Source organism: Streptomyces sp. NPDC047130 (assembly GCF_040643475.1).
Taxonomy (GTDB): Bacteria; Actinomycetota; Actinomycetes; order Streptomycetales; family Streptomycetaceae; genus Streptomyces.
The window spans coordinates 313,249-329,479 of sequence record NZ_JBEYUK010000003.1 but is presented as its reverse complement, the minus strand read 5'-3'; the positions used below and the strand labels follow the sequence as shown (position 1 = coordinate 329,479).

General features: G+C 73.7%; 16 protein-coding genes. 5 read left to right on the top strand and 11 right to left on the bottom strand.

Going from position 1 to position 16,231, the window contains the following annotated elements:
* Positions 1-445: 445 nt before the first annotated feature.
* The 5 genes from ABZ836_RS06630 to ABZ836_RS06610 all read right to left on the bottom strand — a co-directional run bounded on the left by ABZ836_RS06630 (position 446) and on the right by ABZ836_RS06610 (position 5,840).
* Positions 446-1,453 (bottom strand): BadF/BadG/BcrA/BcrD ATPase family protein, encoded by a 1,008-nt coding sequence (locus ABZ836_RS06630; protein ID WP_361139975.1) that lies wholly within the window; start codon positions 1,451-1,453, stop codon positions 446-448.
* Positions 1,450-2,127: a uracil-DNA glycosylase gene (locus ABZ836_RS06625; RefSeq protein WP_356127936.1), complete on the bottom strand. Its 678-nt coding sequence runs from the start codon at positions 2,125-2,127 to the stop codon at positions 1,450-1,452. The genes ABZ836_RS06630 and ABZ836_RS06625 overlap by 4 nt, the downstream gene beginning before the upstream one ends.
* 78 nt (positions 2,128-2,205) lie before the next feature.
* The gene (locus tag ABZ836_RS06620) at positions 2,206-3,294 is read right to left on the bottom strand and encodes an exo-alpha-sialidase (RefSeq protein ID WP_361139972.1); all 1,089 of its coding nucleotides are present in this window, start codon (positions 3,292-3,294) and stop codon (positions 2,206-2,208) included.
* Positions 3,295-3,447: 153 nt separating this feature from the next.
* The gene (locus ABZ836_RS06615) at positions 3,448-4,926 is read right to left on the bottom strand and encodes a nucleobase:cation symporter-2 family protein (protein WP_361139968.1); all 1,479 of its coding nucleotides are present in this window, start codon (positions 4,924-4,926) and stop codon (positions 3,448-3,450) included.
* Positions 4,927-5,189: 263 nt separating this feature from the next.
* Positions 5,190-5,840 (bottom strand): DUF305 domain-containing protein, encoded by a 651-nt coding sequence (locus ABZ836_RS06610; protein WP_356127930.1) that lies wholly within the window; start codon positions 5,838-5,840, stop codon positions 5,190-5,192.
* Between the two features lie 183 nt (positions 5,841-6,023).
* On the opposite strand from ABZ836_RS06610, the gene ABZ836_RS06605 reads away from it, so the two are divergent.
* A complete protein-coding gene (locus ABZ836_RS06605) occupies positions 6,024-7,535 on the top strand; it encodes a hypothetical protein (protein WP_356127927.1) in 1,512 nt (503 codons plus the stop codon).
* Positions 7,536-7,784: 249 nt separating this feature from the next.
* On the opposite strand, the gene ABZ836_RS06600 is transcribed toward ABZ836_RS06605, so the two are convergent.
* The 4 genes from ABZ836_RS06600 to ABZ836_RS06585 form a co-directional block, all read right to left on the bottom strand.
* Entirely contained in the window at positions 7,785-7,958 is a 174-nt protein-coding gene (locus ABZ836_RS06600; RefSeq protein WP_356127924.1) for a hypothetical protein, read from the bottom strand.
* The gene (locus ABZ836_RS06595; protein WP_361139964.1) at positions 7,955-8,707 is read right to left on the bottom strand and encodes a phosphatase PAP2 family protein; all 753 of its coding nucleotides are present in this window, start codon (positions 8,705-8,707) and stop codon (positions 7,955-7,957) included. Before ABZ836_RS06595 ends, ABZ836_RS06600 begins: the two co-directional genes overlap by 4 nt.
* Before the next feature lie 92 nt (positions 8,708-8,799).
* Entirely contained in the window at positions 8,800-9,744 is a 945-nt protein-coding gene (locus ABZ836_RS06590; protein ID WP_356127920.1) for a M56 family metallopeptidase, read from the bottom strand.
* A gap of 103 nt (positions 9,745-9,847) precedes the next feature.
* Positions 9,848-10,405 (bottom strand): DUF5134 domain-containing protein, encoded by a 558-nt coding sequence (locus ABZ836_RS06585; RefSeq protein WP_361139960.1) that lies wholly within the window; start codon positions 10,403-10,405, stop codon positions 9,848-9,850.
* A 205-nt stretch (positions 10,406-10,610) separates the two neighbouring features.
* Between ABZ836_RS06585 and ABZ836_RS06580 the strand changes: the two genes are divergently transcribed.
* Both ABZ836_RS06580 and ABZ836_RS06575 read left to right on the top strand, forming a co-directional pair.
* A complete protein-coding gene (locus ABZ836_RS06580) occupies positions 10,611-12,317 on the top strand; it encodes an FUSC family protein (RefSeq protein WP_361139957.1) in 1,707 nt (568 codons plus the stop codon).
* Entirely contained in the window at positions 12,314-12,856 is a 543-nt protein-coding gene (locus tag ABZ836_RS06575; protein WP_356127911.1) for a MarR family transcriptional regulator, read from the top strand. The genes ABZ836_RS06580 and ABZ836_RS06575 overlap by 4 nt, the downstream gene beginning before the upstream one ends.
* A 63-nt stretch (positions 12,857-12,919) precedes the next feature.
* Here the strand turns inward: ABZ836_RS06575 and ABZ836_RS06570 are convergent, their stop codons facing one another.
* Complete coding sequence (locus ABZ836_RS06570) at positions 12,920-13,324, bottom strand: VOC family protein (protein WP_356127908.1); 405 nt, start codon at positions 13,322-13,324, stop codon at positions 12,920-12,922.
* Between the two features lie 27 nt (positions 13,325-13,351).
* On the opposite strand from ABZ836_RS06570, the gene ABZ836_RS06565 reads away from it, so the two are divergent.
* Positions 13,352-13,921: a GNAT family N-acetyltransferase gene (locus ABZ836_RS06565; protein ID WP_361139953.1), complete on the top strand. Its 570-nt coding sequence runs from the start codon at positions 13,352-13,354 to the stop codon at positions 13,919-13,921.
* On the opposite strand, the gene ABZ836_RS06560 is transcribed toward ABZ836_RS06565, so the two are convergent.
* Entirely contained in the window at positions 13,908-14,576 is a 669-nt protein-coding gene (locus tag ABZ836_RS06560) for a glycerophosphodiester phosphodiesterase family protein (RefSeq protein ID WP_361139950.1), read from the bottom strand. The two genes, ABZ836_RS06565 and ABZ836_RS06560, sit on opposite strands and share 14 nt — an antisense overlap.
* A gap of 219 nt (positions 14,577-14,795) precedes the next feature.
* Between ABZ836_RS06560 and ABZ836_RS06555 the strand changes: the two genes are divergently transcribed.
* Positions 14,796-16,199: a DUF6421 family protein gene (locus ABZ836_RS06555; protein ID WP_356127899.1), complete on the top strand. Its 1,404-nt coding sequence runs from the start codon at positions 14,796-14,798 to the stop codon at positions 16,197-16,199.
* Positions 16,200-16,231 lie beyond the last annotated feature (32 nt).

The following is a 16,231-nucleotide window of genomic DNA, read 5'->3' as shown; positions in this document are numbered from 1 at the left end:
TGAGCGGTATCCGTCCGCATTTGTCTGCCCGTGGTGTGGCAAGCGGAACGATTCCGCGCCTTCCGGGTGCGGCGGCGGGCGCCTTCGGCCCGAGGCCCCGCGAACAGGGACGCCCGGCCGTGACGGTGCGCCCCGAGAGCGACCTGACGCCGCATCATACGGAAGCCGGCCGCCCCGCCCCCGCGCGGAGCGGGAGCCCGTGCCGACGGGCCACAACCTCTGCGGAATCTTCACCTCCGGACGGACGGGCCGACGGAAGGGGCCGACGGATGGCCGACGGCGGGCGGATGGCGGGCTGATGGGCGAACGGGCAGGCGAACGGGTGGGGGCCGGGGTGGGGGCCGGGGTGGGGCGCAGTCCGGGGCAGACAGGTGATCTGTCGACAAGTGGTCACCGTTGCGCCGCCCCGCGGATCCGCCTCCCGGGGCGCCTCGGCGCCATCGGGTCAGGGCCGGGCGGCGGCCGGTGTCACCTGCAGCATCCGGGCGTCCCGGGGGAGCGCGGGGCCGCCGAGGACCAGCCCGGCGGCCAGGCGGAAGGCACCGGTCAGCGGGTCGCCCTCGGGCGCCACCCGACGCGCGTGCGGCAGGGCCTTGGCCAATGCCTCCTCCAGCGGTGCGAGCAGCGGCTCACCCAGCCGCGTCAGACCGCCCGTCACCGAGACCACGGGCGCGCCCTCCTCCGGGCAGACGGCTGCCGCCGCGCCGGCCATGTGCCGGGCGGCGTCCCGCAGGATCTCCTCCGCGACCGGATCCACCGGCGCGCAGGCCGCGACCTGCGGCGCGAACGAGGCCAGCACCGCGGGCCGGTCGGGGCGGGGGTACAGCGCCGCGGGCCACCCGGCCGGGGGCCCCAGCAGCGACTCCCCGCGCTCCAGCAGCGCCGAGGAACCACCGGGGCGGCCGTCGTGCGCGCGCAGGGCCGCCTCCAGGCCGGCCCGGCCGATCCAGGCGCCGCCGCCGCAGTCGCCCAGCAGGTGTCCCCATCCGTCCGCCCGGCGCCAGCGCGACAGATCGGTGCCGGTGGCCGTGAGGCCCGTGCCGGCGGCGATCACGGCGCCCGGACGGTCCCCCAGGGCGCCCACGTACGCGGTCACCGCGTCCGACGCCAGCGCCACGCCCGCCCAACCGCGCCGTCCACCGCCGAACCGCCGTGCCAGCTCCGCGGGGAGCTCGGCCCGCCAGGCGTCACCCAGCGAGGCGAAGCCCGCCGCGCCCACCGCGACCGCGTCCGGCGCTCCGTGGCCCGCCTCGGCCAGAGCCTCCTCGGCCAGCGGCGACAGCAACTCGACGAGATGGCCGGGATCGAGCCCCCGTTCACCGGTCCGCACCGGCTCCCGTCCCGAGCACCGCGCCACCGGGCCGCTCTCGGGCGTGCCGACGGCGACCCGCAGCCCGGAGCCGCCCGAGTCCACCGCCAGCACCACCCGCTCCCGCGGCCCGGCCCCGCTCACGGCAGTCGCCAGTCCACCGGCTGGGCGCCCTGCTGCAGCAGCAGTTCGTTCGCCCGGCTGAAGGGACGCGAGCCGAAGAAGCCGCGGTCGGCGGAGAGCGGCGACGGGTGCGGCGACTCCACGGACGGGTAACTGCCCAGCAGCCGGCGCGCGGCCCGGGCGTGGCTGCCCCACAGGATCGCCACCAGCGGCTTGCCGCGCTCGGCGAGGGCGCGGATGGCCTGCTCCGTCACCTCCTCCCAGCCCTTGCCCCGGTGGCCGTTGGTCCTGCCGGGGGCCGTCGTCAGCGAGGTGTTGAGGAGCAGCACGCCCTGCTGGGCCCAGGGCGTGAGGTCGCCGTTGGACGGCTGGGGCGCGCCCAGGTCGCTCTGCAGCTCGCGGAATATGTTGATCAGGCTGGGCGGCAGCGGGCGCACCTCGGGGGCGACGCTGAACGACAGCCCGACCGCGTGCCCCGGTGTCGGATAGGGGTCCTGACCGACGATCAGGACGCGGACGTCGTCGAAGGGCTGCTGGAACGCGCGCAGGATGTTGGGTCCCGCGGGGACGTACCTGCGTCCCGCCGCGATCTCCGACCGGAGGAAGTCGCCCATGCGGGCGATCCGGTCGGCCACCGGTTCCAGGGCCTTGGCCCAGCCGGGTTCGACGATCTCATGCAAAGGTCTAGGTGCCACGGGCGTCACCCTACTGCCGGGGTCGGACAGACGATCAAGCTCTGGCCCACACCGGAGGAGGGCGACGCCGCGGCCCCGTCAGCCGACGACCGCCGCGCGGACACAGAGCACGTCCGGGAGGTGGGAGGCGAGCAGACGCCAGCTCTCGCCGTCGTCCGCGGAGGCGTAGAGCTCGCCGTTGCGGGTGCCGAAGTAGACCCCGGCGGGGTCGGCGTCGTCGGTGCAGAGGGCGTCGCGGAGCACGATGCCGTAGTGGTCCTCCTGCGGGAGGCCGGCGGAGAGCGGCTCCCAGGTGCGCCCCGCGTCGGCGGTGCGGAAGACCCGGCAGCGCCGTCCGGCGGGGACCCGGTCGGTGTCCGCGGTGACCGGGAACAGGTAGGCCGTGTCCCCGCGGTGCGGGTGGGCGGCGACCGCGAAGCCGAAGGTGGTCGGCAGGCCCTCACCGATGTCCGTCCAGTGGGCGCCCGCGTCGTCGCTGCGGTAGACGCCCCAGTGGTTCTGCAGGTACAGCCGGTCCGGATCGGCGGCGTCCCGCGCGATCTTGTGCACGCACTGGCCGAACTCGGGGTCGGGGCCGGGCAGGAAGTCCGCCCCGACACCGCTGTTGGAGGGGGACCAGCTGCCGCCGCCGTCCTGGGTGCGGAAGACGCCGGCGGCGGAGACCGCCACCGTCACGGCCCGCGCGTCGCGCGCGTCGGTGAGGATCGTGTGCAACCCCTCGCCGCCTCCGCCGGGCACCCAGCGGGAGCGGGTGGGGTGCTCCCACAGCGGGCGGACCAGCGAGAACGACTCGCCGCGGTCCTCGGACCGGTACAGCGCCGCGGGTTCGGTGCCCGCGTACACCACGCCGGGCTCCGCGGCGGACGGGTGCAGCTGCCAGACCCGCTCGAGCGAGGTGCCGGTGTCCTCCGGGAACCGCACGGCGGGGCTGGCCGGTTCGGTCCACGTGCGGCCCAGGTCGTCGGAGTGGAAGACCGACGGACCCCAGTGGGAGCTGACGCCTCCCACCAGGATCCGGGGCGCCGGTTCCCGGGTGTCCAGGGCGACCGAGTAGACGGCCTGGGCGTTGAAGTGGGGAGCGGGGTCGAACTCCCAGTCCCCGCCTCCCCGGCGGCGTGCGAGGAACAGACCCTTGTTGGTCCCCACGGCGAGCAGTACGTCGGCCATCCGGGCCACCTCCAGGACATCGTCGTCCAGATGCGTGTCAGTCGGACACGGCACAGTCTGCACCGTGCCACCGACAACGCCCGGGAAGCACCGGCGCGGTCCGGGCGCCGGCCGCCCTCGCACGGCGGCGCGTCGACCCGGGCCGGCGCCCCGTCAGACGGTGGGACCGGCCGCCGCACCGTCCGGGCGCGCCGCCGTGGGTGCCGCGCCGGGGGCCTTCTCCGGCGCAGAGGCTGCCTCGGGCCCGGACGCTGCCTCCGGCCCGGAGACCGACGGCGAACCACCGCCGCGCGCGAAGTGGTTGAAGACGAGGTTGAGGAGCACGGCGGTGAGGCAGCCCGCGCTGATGCCGCTGTGCATCACCGTCTGGAACCAGTCCGGGAAGGCGTCGTACACGGTGGGGACGCCGACCGGCAGCATGCCCACGGCCAGGGAGACGGCCACGACGGTCAGGTTGTGGCCGTCGCCCAGTCCCGCGCCGACCAGCGTGCGCAGTCCGCTGGCGGCCACCGTACCGAACATCACCAGGCCCGCACCGCCGAGCACCGGGGCCGGAATGGCCGCGACCAGCGCCCCCAGCTTGGGCAGCAGCCCGAGCAGCACCAGCAGACCGCCGGCCGCGGCGACCACCCAGCGGCTGCGCACCCGGGTCATCCCGACCAGGCCGACGTTCTGGGCGTAGGCCGTGTAGGGGAAGGTGTTGAAGACGCCGCCCAGCACGGTGGACAGGCCGTCGGCCCGCAGACCGTCGGCGAGGGCCCGCGGCTCGACCTTGCGGCCGGTCAGCTCGCCCACGGCGATGAGGTCACCGGTGGTCTCGGTCATGATGACCAGGGCCACCACCAGCATCGACACGATCGCCGAGACCTCGAAGACCGGCGCCCCGAAGTGGAACGGGGTGCTGACGCCCACCCAGGCGGCGTCCGCGACCCCGCCGAAGTCGGTGAAGCCCAGGGGCACCGCCACGACCAGACCGACCACGATGCCCACCAGCACCGCGATCCGGCTCAGGAACGGCGGGGCGAACCGCTGCACGCCCAGGACGACCAGCAGGACGAAGCCGGCCAGGGCCAGGTTGCCGGGAGCGCCGAAGTCCTCGCTGCCCTGACCGCCCGCGGCCCAGTTGCCCGCCACGGGCATCAGGGAGAGGCCGATGATCAGGATCACGGTGCCGGTGACCAGCGGGGGGAAGAACCGCAGCAGCTTGCCGAAGACCGGGGCCAGCAGCAGGATGGCCAGCCCGGCGACGATGACCGCGCCGTAGATGGCGGGCAGCCCGCCGCCGGTGGTGCCGATCATGACCATCGGGGAGACCGCGGCGAAGGTGCAGCCCTGCATGATCGGCAGCCGGACGCCGAACCGCCAGAAGCCGATGCACTGGATCAGGGTCGCTATGCCGCATACCAGCAGGTCGGCGGTGATCAGGTACGCCAGGTCGGCGGCGGGGAGACCCATCGCGCCGCCGACGATCAGCGGGACCGCCACGGCGCCCGCGTACATGGCGAGGACGTGCTGCAGCCCGAAGGCGGCCAGGTGCCGGACGGGGGGCACCTCGTCGACGGGATGGACGTTCGCGGAGGGGGAGGGGGAGGGCGAGGGGGCGGGTGGTCCGGCGGGTACGGGGGTCGGCATGAGGGGCTCCCGGAGGCAGGGGGCGGGCAGGGCCGCGAGCCCGGCACCGCGCCGCCGTCCGGGCTCAACTGCAGTGAACCGTAGGGCCGTTCAACAGTTTGTTGATTTCCGGAATGTTGCCGCCGCGTCTCGCCGTGTTGCGATCCCCGCACCGCCGCACCGCCGCACCGCCGCACCGCGGGGCGACCGCGACGCCGGCGACCGCACCGCCCCTGCCGGAGTCCCGCTGTCCGCGCGGGCTCACGCCGTCGTGGTGACCGCGCTCAGCGCATGTCCTCCATGCGCGCGATCTCCGTGGTCTGCGTGGCGATCACGTCGTCCGCCATCTCCTCGGCACGGATGTTGTTGCCCTCGGCCTTCACGTCCGAGGCCATGGCGATCGCGCCCTCGTGGTGGGCGATCATCAGGTCCAGGAAGAGCGCGTCGAACTCCGCGCCCTCCGCTGCCGCCAGCTTCTTCATCTGCTCGGGCGTGGCCATGCCCTTCATCGCTTCGTGGTCGTGGCCGGCGGCGTCCTTCTTGGCGCCGTGCTCGTCGAGCCAGCCCTCCATCATGTCGATCTCGGCGCCCTGCACGTCCGAGATCCGCGAGGCCAGGCCCTTCAGCGCCTTCGACTTCGCCCGGTCTGGGGCGAGCCGGGCCATCTCCAGAGCCTGTTCGTGGTGCTCGATCATCATCTGCACGTAGCTGATGTCGGCGGTGTTGGGGGAGTCGTCCTCCTTGCGGTGCTCGGCCGCCTCCTCCGGGGACAAGGTCTGGTTCGCCTCACCCGGCTTGCCCGGGGCGAGCACCGAAGAGCCCTGCGCCGCACCGGACTTGGCCTCGGAGCCGGAGTCGCAGCCGCCCAGGGCGAGGGCGGCCAGGGCCAGTGTGGCGGTGACGAGCGAGGCTCGTGGGGCACGGCGGATGGGCACGGCGACCTCCCGGGAGCACGGCGGTTGACGGTTGTTCGTGTGTGTCGACGACCGTCCTAGCACGGTTTTGTCGGTGCGTGATCAAAAAATCTTGTGACAATCGCATTGCCAGTCTGTTGATCTGTGCATGATGCAGACGATACTCGGGGGCGTCCGTGCCCGCTCGGTTGCGAGTACGGGTCGATGAGGGAGGACGAAGTGCTCAGACGGAACCCCCGAACGCAGCGCAGAAGGCTGGGGATCGCGGCCACCGCCGCCGGTCTGATGGCCGCACTGCTCACCGCCGCCCCCGCGGGCGCCGTTCCCGGGCCGGGCGACATCCCGGAGAAGCGGCTCTCCAGCAGCGCCAAGGCCGAGGTCGAGGCGGCCATCGAGAGCGGCGAGATACCCGGCGTGGACGAGATCGTCCACAGTGCGAACATCACGCACGTCAGCAACACCCCGAAGGACCTGCTGCCCGGCACCAACTCGGACCTCGCCTTCCAGGGCGACTACGCGTTCTCCGGCAACTACGACGGCTTCAAGGTCTTCGACATCAAGAACCCGAAGAAGCCGAAGGTCGTCGCCCAGGTGCTCTGCCCGGGCTCGCAGAACGACATCTCGGTCTCGGGCGACCTTCTCTTCCTGTCCACCGACTCGTCGCGCAGCGACGACTCCTGCAACAGCACCACGCAGCCGGTGACGGAGAAGTCCTCCTGGGAGGGCATGAAGATCTTCGACATCAGCGACATCCGCAACCCGCGGTACGTCGCCGCCGTCGAGACCGCCTGCGGTTCCCACACCCACACGCTGGTGCCGGATCGCGACGACGTCTACGTGTACGTCTCCTCGTACTCGCCGAACGCCGCCTACCCGGACTGCCAGCCGCCGCACGACGGCATCTCGGTCATCAAGGTCCCGACCGACGCGCCGGAGACCGCGAAGATCGTCAACTTCCCCGTGCTCTTCCCCGGTGAGGGCGAGCTCGGCGGCGGCAACCCCGGCTCCCCCGTGAACCCGGGCGTCTCCCGCACCACCGGCTGCCACGACATCACCGCGCTCCCGTCGAAGAAGATCGCGGCGGGCGCCTGCATGGGCGACGGCATCCTGATGGACATCTCCGACCCGGCCAACCCGGTGGTCATCGACCAGGTCCAGGACAACGTGAACTTCGCGTTCTGGCACTCGGCGACGTTCAACATGGACGCCGACAAGGTCGTCTTCACCGACGAGCTCGGCGGCGGCGGCATGGCCACCTGCAACGCGGAGATCGGCCCGAACCGCGGCGCCAACGGCATCTACGACCTCGTCGGCAAGGGCAAGAACGCCGAGCTGGAGTTCGTGAGCTACTACAAGATCCCGCGCCACCAGGCCGACACCGAGAACTGCGTCGCGCACAACGGCTCGATCATCCCGGTCAAGGGCAAGGACATCATGGTCCAGTCCTGGTACCAGGGTGGCGTCTCGGTCTGGGACTTCACCAACTCGGCGAAGCCGAAGGAGATCGCCTACTTCGAGCGCGGCCCGCTGCCCAACGGCGCCGGCGGCGGCACCTGGTCGACGTACTGGTACAACGGCTACCTGTTCTCGAACGACATGGCCAAGGGCTTCGACGTCCTGAAGCTCAACGACCGGCGCACCAACCAGGCCAACAGCGTTCACCTGGACGAGCTCAACGTCCAGACGCAGCCGGAGTACTACAAGAAGAGGAAGTAACCCCGGCGCCGGGCGGCCTCCGGGCCGTCCGGCACCACCCCGTTCCCGCCGCGCGGCGCGTCCGCACGGCGGGAACGTCGTTCCCGGGGCCGGTACGGCCGGGCGGGCCCGAGCGCGGAAACCGCGCAGGGCCGGGTCGGGCAGCCATGGTCGGGAGCCTCGAGGCGCGGGGCCCGTTGACCGGACGGCGGCCCGGCGACATCCTGTAGGCCCGTCCGGGGCGACGCGGGGGAGCGCCCCGGGCGGGGTCTACGCGCGGTGCCCCGGCTCCGGCCCGCGCAGCTCCCGCGCGGCGCGGACGGTCTCCTCCTCGGTCATGCGGATCCCGGTGTCCCGCAGCACGCCGCGCAGCCGGCTCTCGGCGGACTCCACGCACAGCCGCGTGCCGGAGAAGTCGAACAGCACGGTCGAGAAGGCGGTCATGTGCCGGAGCGTAGCCCCGGACCGGCGTCCGCCGCGGGGCGCTTTCCGGCCTCCCGCAGGCGCGGCACGCCCGCGAACACCGCGACGGCCACCGCCACCACCAGCGACCCGAGCAGCCAGCCGCCCACCACGTCCGACAGCCAGTGCACCCCCAGCCACACCCGGGTCAGCCCCACACCCACCACGCTCACCACGGCGACCGCCACCGCCGCCCGCCACCGGCGAGGGCCCACGCCCTGCCGGCGCACCACCCACAGCAGCAGGCCGCAGCAGACCGTCGCGGTCATGGCGTGGCCCGAGGGGAAGGCGGCGAAACGGGCGTCGTCGACCGGGTCGGACCACACCGGCCGCGCCCGGTCGACCGCCGCCTTGAGCACCTGCTGCAGCACGGCCGCGAAGGCCACCGTCGCCACCAGCCACAGCGCGGGCCACCACTGAGCCCCGCGCCACACCAGGCCGACGGCCACCGCCACGGTCAGCGCACGCAGCGTGATCGGGTCCCAGAACCAGTCGGTGAGGATCCGCGCCACCGCCGTGACGCCGTCCTCCCGGACCGCCCAGCGGTGCGTGGTGCGGGCGATCTCGCCGTCCAGGGCCATCAGCGGCTGCCAGGACGCCTCCACCAGGGCGAGGAGCACCAGCGAGCACAGGGACAGCAGGGCCGCGGCGCGCAGCGCGGCGTCCTGGAGCGCCTGGTGGGGGCCGGACGACGGCGTGGCGGAGGGGGGAGCGGGCGAGGAGAGGCGCATGCGCCGATAGTGACCCACCCGGGGCCCCTGAAACCATCCTTTCGCGCCGTTTCGTCGAGCTCCGTCAGTCGAGCTGCGTCAGTCGAGCTGCGTCAGTCGAGGTGGAGCACGCCCAGCCCCGGGGCGAAGGCGATGAGCAGCGGGACGGCCGGGACCAGCGCGCCCGCGGCCGTCAGACCGAGGCGGCGGACCGGGCTGAGCCGGCGCGGGGGAGTGATCAGGCGGTCGACGCGGCGCGGCACGTCGGCCCGCGGGCCGGACGGGGCCGCGGCGAAGACCCCGCGGTCCTCGTTGAGGCCGACCAGGGCCAGCGCCACGGCGAGGCGGCCGTGGCGGCGGGAGGCGGAGTCGTCGGCGGCCAGTTCCACCAGGCGGTGGATCTCGTCACGGAACGCCGCGAAGACCGGCACCCGCGGGAAACCCTCCGCCAGCGCGGAGGAGCAGTGCAGCAGCCAGTCGTGACGCGCCCGGGCGTGGCCCTGCTCGTGGGCGAGCACCGCGTCCAGCTCCCGCTCGCCCAGGCGGCGCAGGGCGGCCGTGGTGATCACCAGGCGGGGGGTGGGGCCGGGCAGCCACCAGGCGTCCGGGCGGTCGGCCTCCAGCACCAGGAGACGGTCGCCCGCCGCGCCCTCGCCGGGCAGCCGCGGGGCCCGCTCCAGCAGGGCCGCCCGCTCCCGGCGGCGGCGGGACCGGGCCCGGACCACCACACGGGCCAGCATGGCCAGCGTCCACAGTCCGCCCGCGGCCAGTGCCAGCGCGGTCCCCGCCGCCCAGGGCCCGGCCGTGCCCTCGGGGGCGTAGACGTCGACCACATGGCTCGGGGCGGGGGCGAAGACGTGGCCGCGCACCGCCTGCCAGGCGGCCGCCGCGCTGAGCGTCATCGACAGCGCGAAGCAGAGCAGCACGGCCGCGATCACGCACTGCCAGACCCAGAGGGCCACCACCGGCTCCCGGTCCACGTCGGCCGGCGCGAGGACACGGGGAGCGACGACGGCGGTCAGCACGCCGAGCAGCAACAGTGCCGCGGGGACCATCATGGTGGCAGCGTATGAGGCCCGTCGGCGCGGTGGAACACGGTCGCGCCGCGAGTGACGCACGACACGGCGGGCGGAGGCGTCCGGCCCTTCGCGCGGCGACCCGTCACATCGTCAGGAGCATGGCCAGCATGGCGATACCCATCGCCAGCCGGCACACCCGGGCCAGCTCCGGCCGGTCGCCCCAGCGCACCCCGGCTCCGGCGGCCGCCACGGCCCCGGAGGGCAGCAGCCGCGCCCCGGCGACCAGCACGTAGCCGGCGAAGTACAGCAGCAGAACACCCGTCAGCAGCGGGAGGCCCGCGCCTCCGCCGCCCGCGTGGCCCGCGTGCCCGGCAGGCGCCGCGGTCATGGCCAGCGCCATGTAGACCATGGCCAGCGCGCCGACGGCGTGGTGCAGGTGGTGCGCGCTGCTCCGGGCCGCCCACAGGGCGTGCAGGGCCGCCGCGCCGAACACGGCCGCGTACACCGGCCACACCCAGCCGGGCGGCCCGAGCGCCGCGGCCGGCACCGCCATGGCCGCCATGCCGAAGCCCATCACCGCCTCCCCTCCGGCGGCCCTGCGCTGCTCCTCGACCCCGCTGCCCATCCGCAGCACGCAGTAGGCGCCCGCCGCCGCGCACAGGGCGACCATCAGCCATCCGCTCGTGGCCGGTCCGTGCACTCCCGCCCCCTTCCCCCGAGGTCACCGCCTGCCTCGGCGGTCGGTCGAGGGATGCCCGTCCCGGGCGGCGCGCATACGGGCGCAGAGGTGCGTACGGGGAGCATCGGGCGGAGCGTGACGGATCACCCTGATCTTTTACCAGTGAAACACCTGTTAAGGTCGAAGGAGGGAAACGTCCGTCCGTCGTCCACAGGGAGGTCCCAGGGTGCGCCTGCCGCTGCTCCAGGCACTCCGGCCCGGCAGGCCGGCCGACATCTGGTACAAGCACGCCGTCAGCGTGGTGGTGGCCACCGCGCCGCCGAACCTGCTGCTGGTCGCCCTGGGCCGCCTGGACCTCGCCGTCTACACGATGGCCGGATCGCTGTGCGCCCTCTACGCCCACAACCGCCCCTACGCCGCCCGGGCCCGCACGCTGGCCTGGCTGATCGCCGGCATGGTCGCCGGTGTGGCGGTGGCGCTGACCGCGGCCTCGCTCACCTCCTCGGGCGTGGTGCTGGTCGCGGTGGGAGCGGTGCTGGCCGCCGCGCAGAAGGTGCTCTGCGACGCCACCCGCGTGGGGCCGCCCGGCAACGTGATCCTCACCTTCGTCTCCTCGGCGGCGCTCTTCGTCCCGCAGACCCTCGGCCAGGTGCCCGGCCACCTGGCGCTGGCCCTCGCCGCCGGCGCCTTCGCCTGGATGGTGGGCATGGCCCCCGGCCTGCTCCGTCCGCACGGCCCCGAACGCCGGGCCGTCGTCCAGGCCCTGCGGCAGGTCGCCCGGTACGCCGGGACCTCCGGTGCCGACGCGGACGCGCGGGCCGGGGCGGACGCCGCCGGGGCGGACGCGGCCAGGGCGGACGCGGCAGGGGCGGTGCAGAACGCCTGGCAGACACTCCTGATGACCGGCCGCCACTCCACGTCACGCCGCCCGCTGGGCCGGCTGCTGGTGCGCGCCGAGGCCGCCCTCGCCGCGCCGGCGCCCGGTGACGCGGAGACGCTGCGGTCCTGGGCGGACCGGCTGCACGGCCTCGGCCGCGTACCCGACACCTTCGGCCCGCCGCTCGACGCGGGGGACGAGGACGAACTGCTCGGCGTCGAGGTCGAACGCGCCGTCTCCGCGCCGTCGCTCCGGCAGCGCCTGGTGCCGCTCCGCGCCGTCGCCCTGCGCACACTGCTGGGCTGCGCGCTCGCCGGCTGGGCGTCGCTGGCCCTGGGCGTCGGCCGCCCCTACTGGGCGCTGGTCACCGCCGCCGCCCTCTTCCAGATCAACCTCACGCTGACCTGGAGCCGCGGCGTCCAGCGCGTCGTCGGCAACCTGGCCGGAGTGGCGCTCTTCGCGGCGCTGGCCCCCGTCGCCCACCTCAACCGGTGGACGCTCGTGCTGACCTGCCTCGCCCTGAACTTCGGCGCCGAGGCGCTGATCTCCCGCAACTACTGGCTGGGCAGCGTCTGCGTCACCCCGATGGCCCTGCTCGTCACCGAGTACGCCCACTGGCAGAGCACCCCGGAACTGGTGCTGGACCGCACGGTCGACACCCTGGTCGGCGCGCTGGTCGGTCTGGTCGCGGCCGTGGTGGTCACCGACCGGCGGGCCGTCGACCGGGTGGCCGAGGCCCTGCGCCGGGCGGAGGCCGCGCGGCACCGGGCCGACACCCTGGTCGCCGGGGCGTCCGGAGCCTCCGCCGCCCCGGCCGCCCTGGCCGTCGCCCGGCGGGACCTGGCCGCCGCGCTGGTGACCCTGCGGGGCACCACCCAGGCGGCGTCCGGCGAATGGTGGCTGCGTGCCCTCCCGGTGGAGGCGGTGACGCGGGAGGAACGAGCCGGACACCGTACGCTCGCGGCGACGGTACGGCACCCGGCCCCCGGGTCCGCCGAAGCGGTCACGCGACCGTCGCACCGCCCCGGCACCACGACGGAGGACGCCACGTCATGACGGAGAACGGGAACCGCCCCGAGGGCGAGCCGGCCACCGCGGCGGACACCGTCGCCACGGTGGTCCGGCAGTGGCGGGAGGTCCTCCCCGAACTGGACACCGACCCGATGGAGCTCATCGGGCGGATCAACCGCAGCGCCGCGCTCCTGCGCCAGGCCGAGGACGCGCCGCTGCGCCGCGAAGGGCTCACCCGGCCCGAGTTCGACCTGCTGGGCGCCCTCCGGCGCACCGGACGGGAACTCACTCCGGGCGACCTGGCCCGCGAGACGTTCTCCTCGGGGGCGGCCGTCACCAAGCGGCTCAAGCAGCTCACCGAACGCCAACTGGTCGAGCGGCGCACCGACGCCAGGGACCGGCGGGTCGTGCTGGTGCGCCTCACCGAGGCCGGCCGGGACCTGGTCGACTCCGTGCTGCCGCAGCAGTTGTCCTTCGAGGCGGACGTCCTCACCGGACTCGGCGCCGACGAGCGGGACCACCTGGCGCGGCTGCTCGGGAAACTCCTCACCCAGCTCGAGGGCAGGCTCTCGCCACGGCTGTGACCGGCGCTCGGAGGCGGAAGGTGGGCGTGAGAAGGCGGACAGGTGGCGCGAGGGGGCGGGACCTCAGATGCCCGGCCGGTGGCGCAGCGGATGGTCCGCGGGGATCTCCACCAGGACGATCGGCAGTCCGTCGGGGTCGGCGATCCACATCTCGATCAGCCCCCAGGGCTCGCGCACCGGCTCACGGACGATCTCCACGCCGCGCCCCGCCAGCTCCTCCCGCGCGGCGACCGCGTCCTCGACCTGGAGCCACAGCCGCAGCGCGCCGCCGGGAGCCGCCGGCTCGCCCGGCGCCCGCCGCCCGGACAGCTCGAGGAATCCGCCGCCGAGGAAGTACACCGTCCCCCGCTCGTCGCCGGTGCCGAACTCCCGGTACACCGCGAGGCCGAGTTTCCCGCCGTAGAACGCGCGGGAGGTCGGTGGATCGAGGGGGCGGATCAACGTCCTGCTGCTCAGTACGTGCACCATGGCCGCAGCCTAGACACCGGAGAGAACATGCACCCCACCGACAGCCCGGCCCCCACCCTGGTCTTCCGCGAGGCCACCGCCGAGGACGTCGACGCCCTGGTCGAGCTCGTCCAGTCCGCCTACCGCGGGGACGACAGCCGCGCCGGGTGGACCACCGAGGCCGACCTCCTCGACGGGCAGCGCACCGACCCGGAGGCAGTCCGCGAGATCGTCGCCGACCCCTCGGGCCGGCTGCTGCTCGCCGAGCGTGACGCCGCGACCGTCGCCTGCTGCCAGCTCGAACACCGCGGCGCGCACGCCTACTTCGGCATGTTCGCGGTGCGCCCCGGACTCCAGGGCGGAGGGCTGGGCCGGGCCGTCCTCACCGAGGCCGAGCGGTTCGTCCGTGCGACCTGGGGCGTCACCGAGATGCACATGACGGTGATCTCGGTGCGTGAGGAGCTGATCGCCTGGTACGAGCGCCGCGGCTACCGCCGCACCGGGCGGACCAGCCCCTTCCCGTACGGCGACGAGCGGTTCGGCGTCCCCCGCCGTGAGGACCTGGAGTTCGAGCTGCTGGTGAAGGAGCTCGCCGCACCGGGTGTCAGCCCGGCTTGATCTCCGGACGGTCGGTGACCACCCCGTCGAGCCCGAAGGCGTGCGCGAGGCGCAACTGCTCCGGGGTGTTGACCGTCCAGGCCAGGACGCGGAGGTTCTCCCGCCGGGCCCGCTCCACCGTCTCCAGGGTGAGGCGGCGGATGTTCAGGGACATCGTCCGCGCCCCGGCCCGGACCGCCCGGTCGACGACCTCCGCGTCGTAGCGGCTCGCCACCAGCGCCGTCCGCACCCCCGGCACCAGACGGGCGATCTCCTCGATCGCCTCCGCGTGGAACGAGATGACCTCCACCCGTTCCGCCAGATTCCGCCGGACCATCACCTCGGCCACCCGCCGCGCCGCCGCGACGTCCTTGATCTCGGCCTGCAACGGCGCAGTCACCGCGTCCAGCACCTCCTCGAACACGGGAATCCGCTCGCCCGACCCGGCGTCCAGCGTGCGGAGCTCGGCCAGGGTCCGCTCCGCGATCGGCCCCGTGCCGTCGGTGGTGCGGTCGACGGTGGCGTCGTGCATGACCACCAGCGCCCCGTCCTTGCTGAGATGCAGGTCCAGCTCGATCAGGTCGAGCCCGGCCTTCTCGGCCGCGACGAACGACCGCAGCGTGTTCTCCGGCTCGACGCCCATGAGTCCGCGGTGGCCGATGGTCAGGAAGTCCACGATCTTCTCGCTCCCGTGCGCGTGTGTCTGTCCGCCGCAGCCTAGGTGCCGCCGGGGCCCCCGCAGCCCTCCCACCGCGTCACCCCGACAGCCTCTTGACGGGAAAATCGCCGTCGAAAAGGGGTCTGTACGGGAAGTTTTCCCAAGATCCCCTCTTGCTGAAAAAGAAGATGGTGCTTACGGTGAGTCCATCCGAGGTACTCCCGTGGAGGGTGAGAGATGACGGAGGTTCTTGTGCAGGTGGGCACTCAGGGGCAGCAGCAGGCTCCCGGGGCGCGGGTGGTGGACCACCCGGCGTGGCCCGCGCTCAAGGGCGCGGTCGAGCGCATCCGCCCCTGGCAGAGCAAGGACGGATCCATCGACCTCACCGCCGACGGCGCGCCCGCCCGCGCCGAGGCCGAGCGCGCGGTCGCCGAGGTGGCGGACGCCGTCACCGCGCTGGCGCCGCTGCTCCCGCACGACGCCGAGTACCACGAGGCCCTGGTGAAGGACCTGCGCCGCTGGGCCGACGACGGCTTCGGCGTGCCGGACTTCCTGGACTCGCTGCTTGCCTTCCAGCCGGCCGCGCGCCGTGAGGACGGACTCCAGCACCTGGTCGTCTTCCCGATGTACACGCAGAACGGCAACCCGGACCGCAACCTCGAGGCCGTCGTGCTCCGCATGGTCTGGCCCGACTGGCTGGCCGAGCTGGAGCGGACCCGGTACGACAACCCGCTCTTCTGCGCCATCACCTTCGAGGACTTCACCTCCGGCTACGACACCAACTCGGCCGTCCTCTTCCCGGAGACCGTTGCCGTCCGCGAGGCCCCCGAGCGCTTCACCTGGGGCGGCATCTTCTGCGACCGCGAGGCCGCCCGCTTCCGCCGCGTCACCGAGGCCGCCGTGGACATCCTCGGCCTGGAGCTCCCCGAGGACGTCGCCGCGATGGTCCACGACCAGCAGCGCTGCCAGGACGCCTTCGTGCTGTGGGACCTCGTCCACGACCGCACGCACAGCCACGGCGACCTGCCGTTCGACCCCTTCATGATCAAGCAGCGCCAGCCGTTCTGGATGTACGGCCTGGAGGAGCTGCGCTGCGACCTCACCGCCTTCAAGGAGGCCGTGAAGCTGGAGGCCGAAGGCGTCCCGCAGGCCCGCGACGTGCAGATGGCGGTCCTCTTCGACCGCATGTTCCGTTTCCCGGTCACCGGCGAGCGTTCCCGCAACTACGACGGCCTCGGCGGTCAGCTGCTCTTCGCCTACCTGCACAAGCACGACGTCGTCCGCTGGACCGACAACAAGCTGCACATCGACTGGCGGCGCGCCCCCGAGGTCACCAACCAGCTCTGCGCCGAGATCGAGACGCTCTACCGCGACGGCATCGACCGGCCCAAGCTGGTCCACTGGTTCGCCGGCTACGAGCTGGTCTCCACCTACCTGGCGCCGCACCCCGGCTCCCGCTGGGCCAAGGGCCCCGACGCCCTCGACCTGACGCAGCCGCCGCGCAAGCTGGTGGACGACGTGCTGCCGGACGAGTTTCCGCTCAGCATGTTCTACGAGGCGCTCGCCAAGAAGCTGAAGAACGTGATCGCCTCCACCAAGGGGATCCGCGTCGAGGCCGGCGACCTGCCCGCCGCCGCGTAGCGGACGCGGGCACACCGCGACCCGGCCGGAAC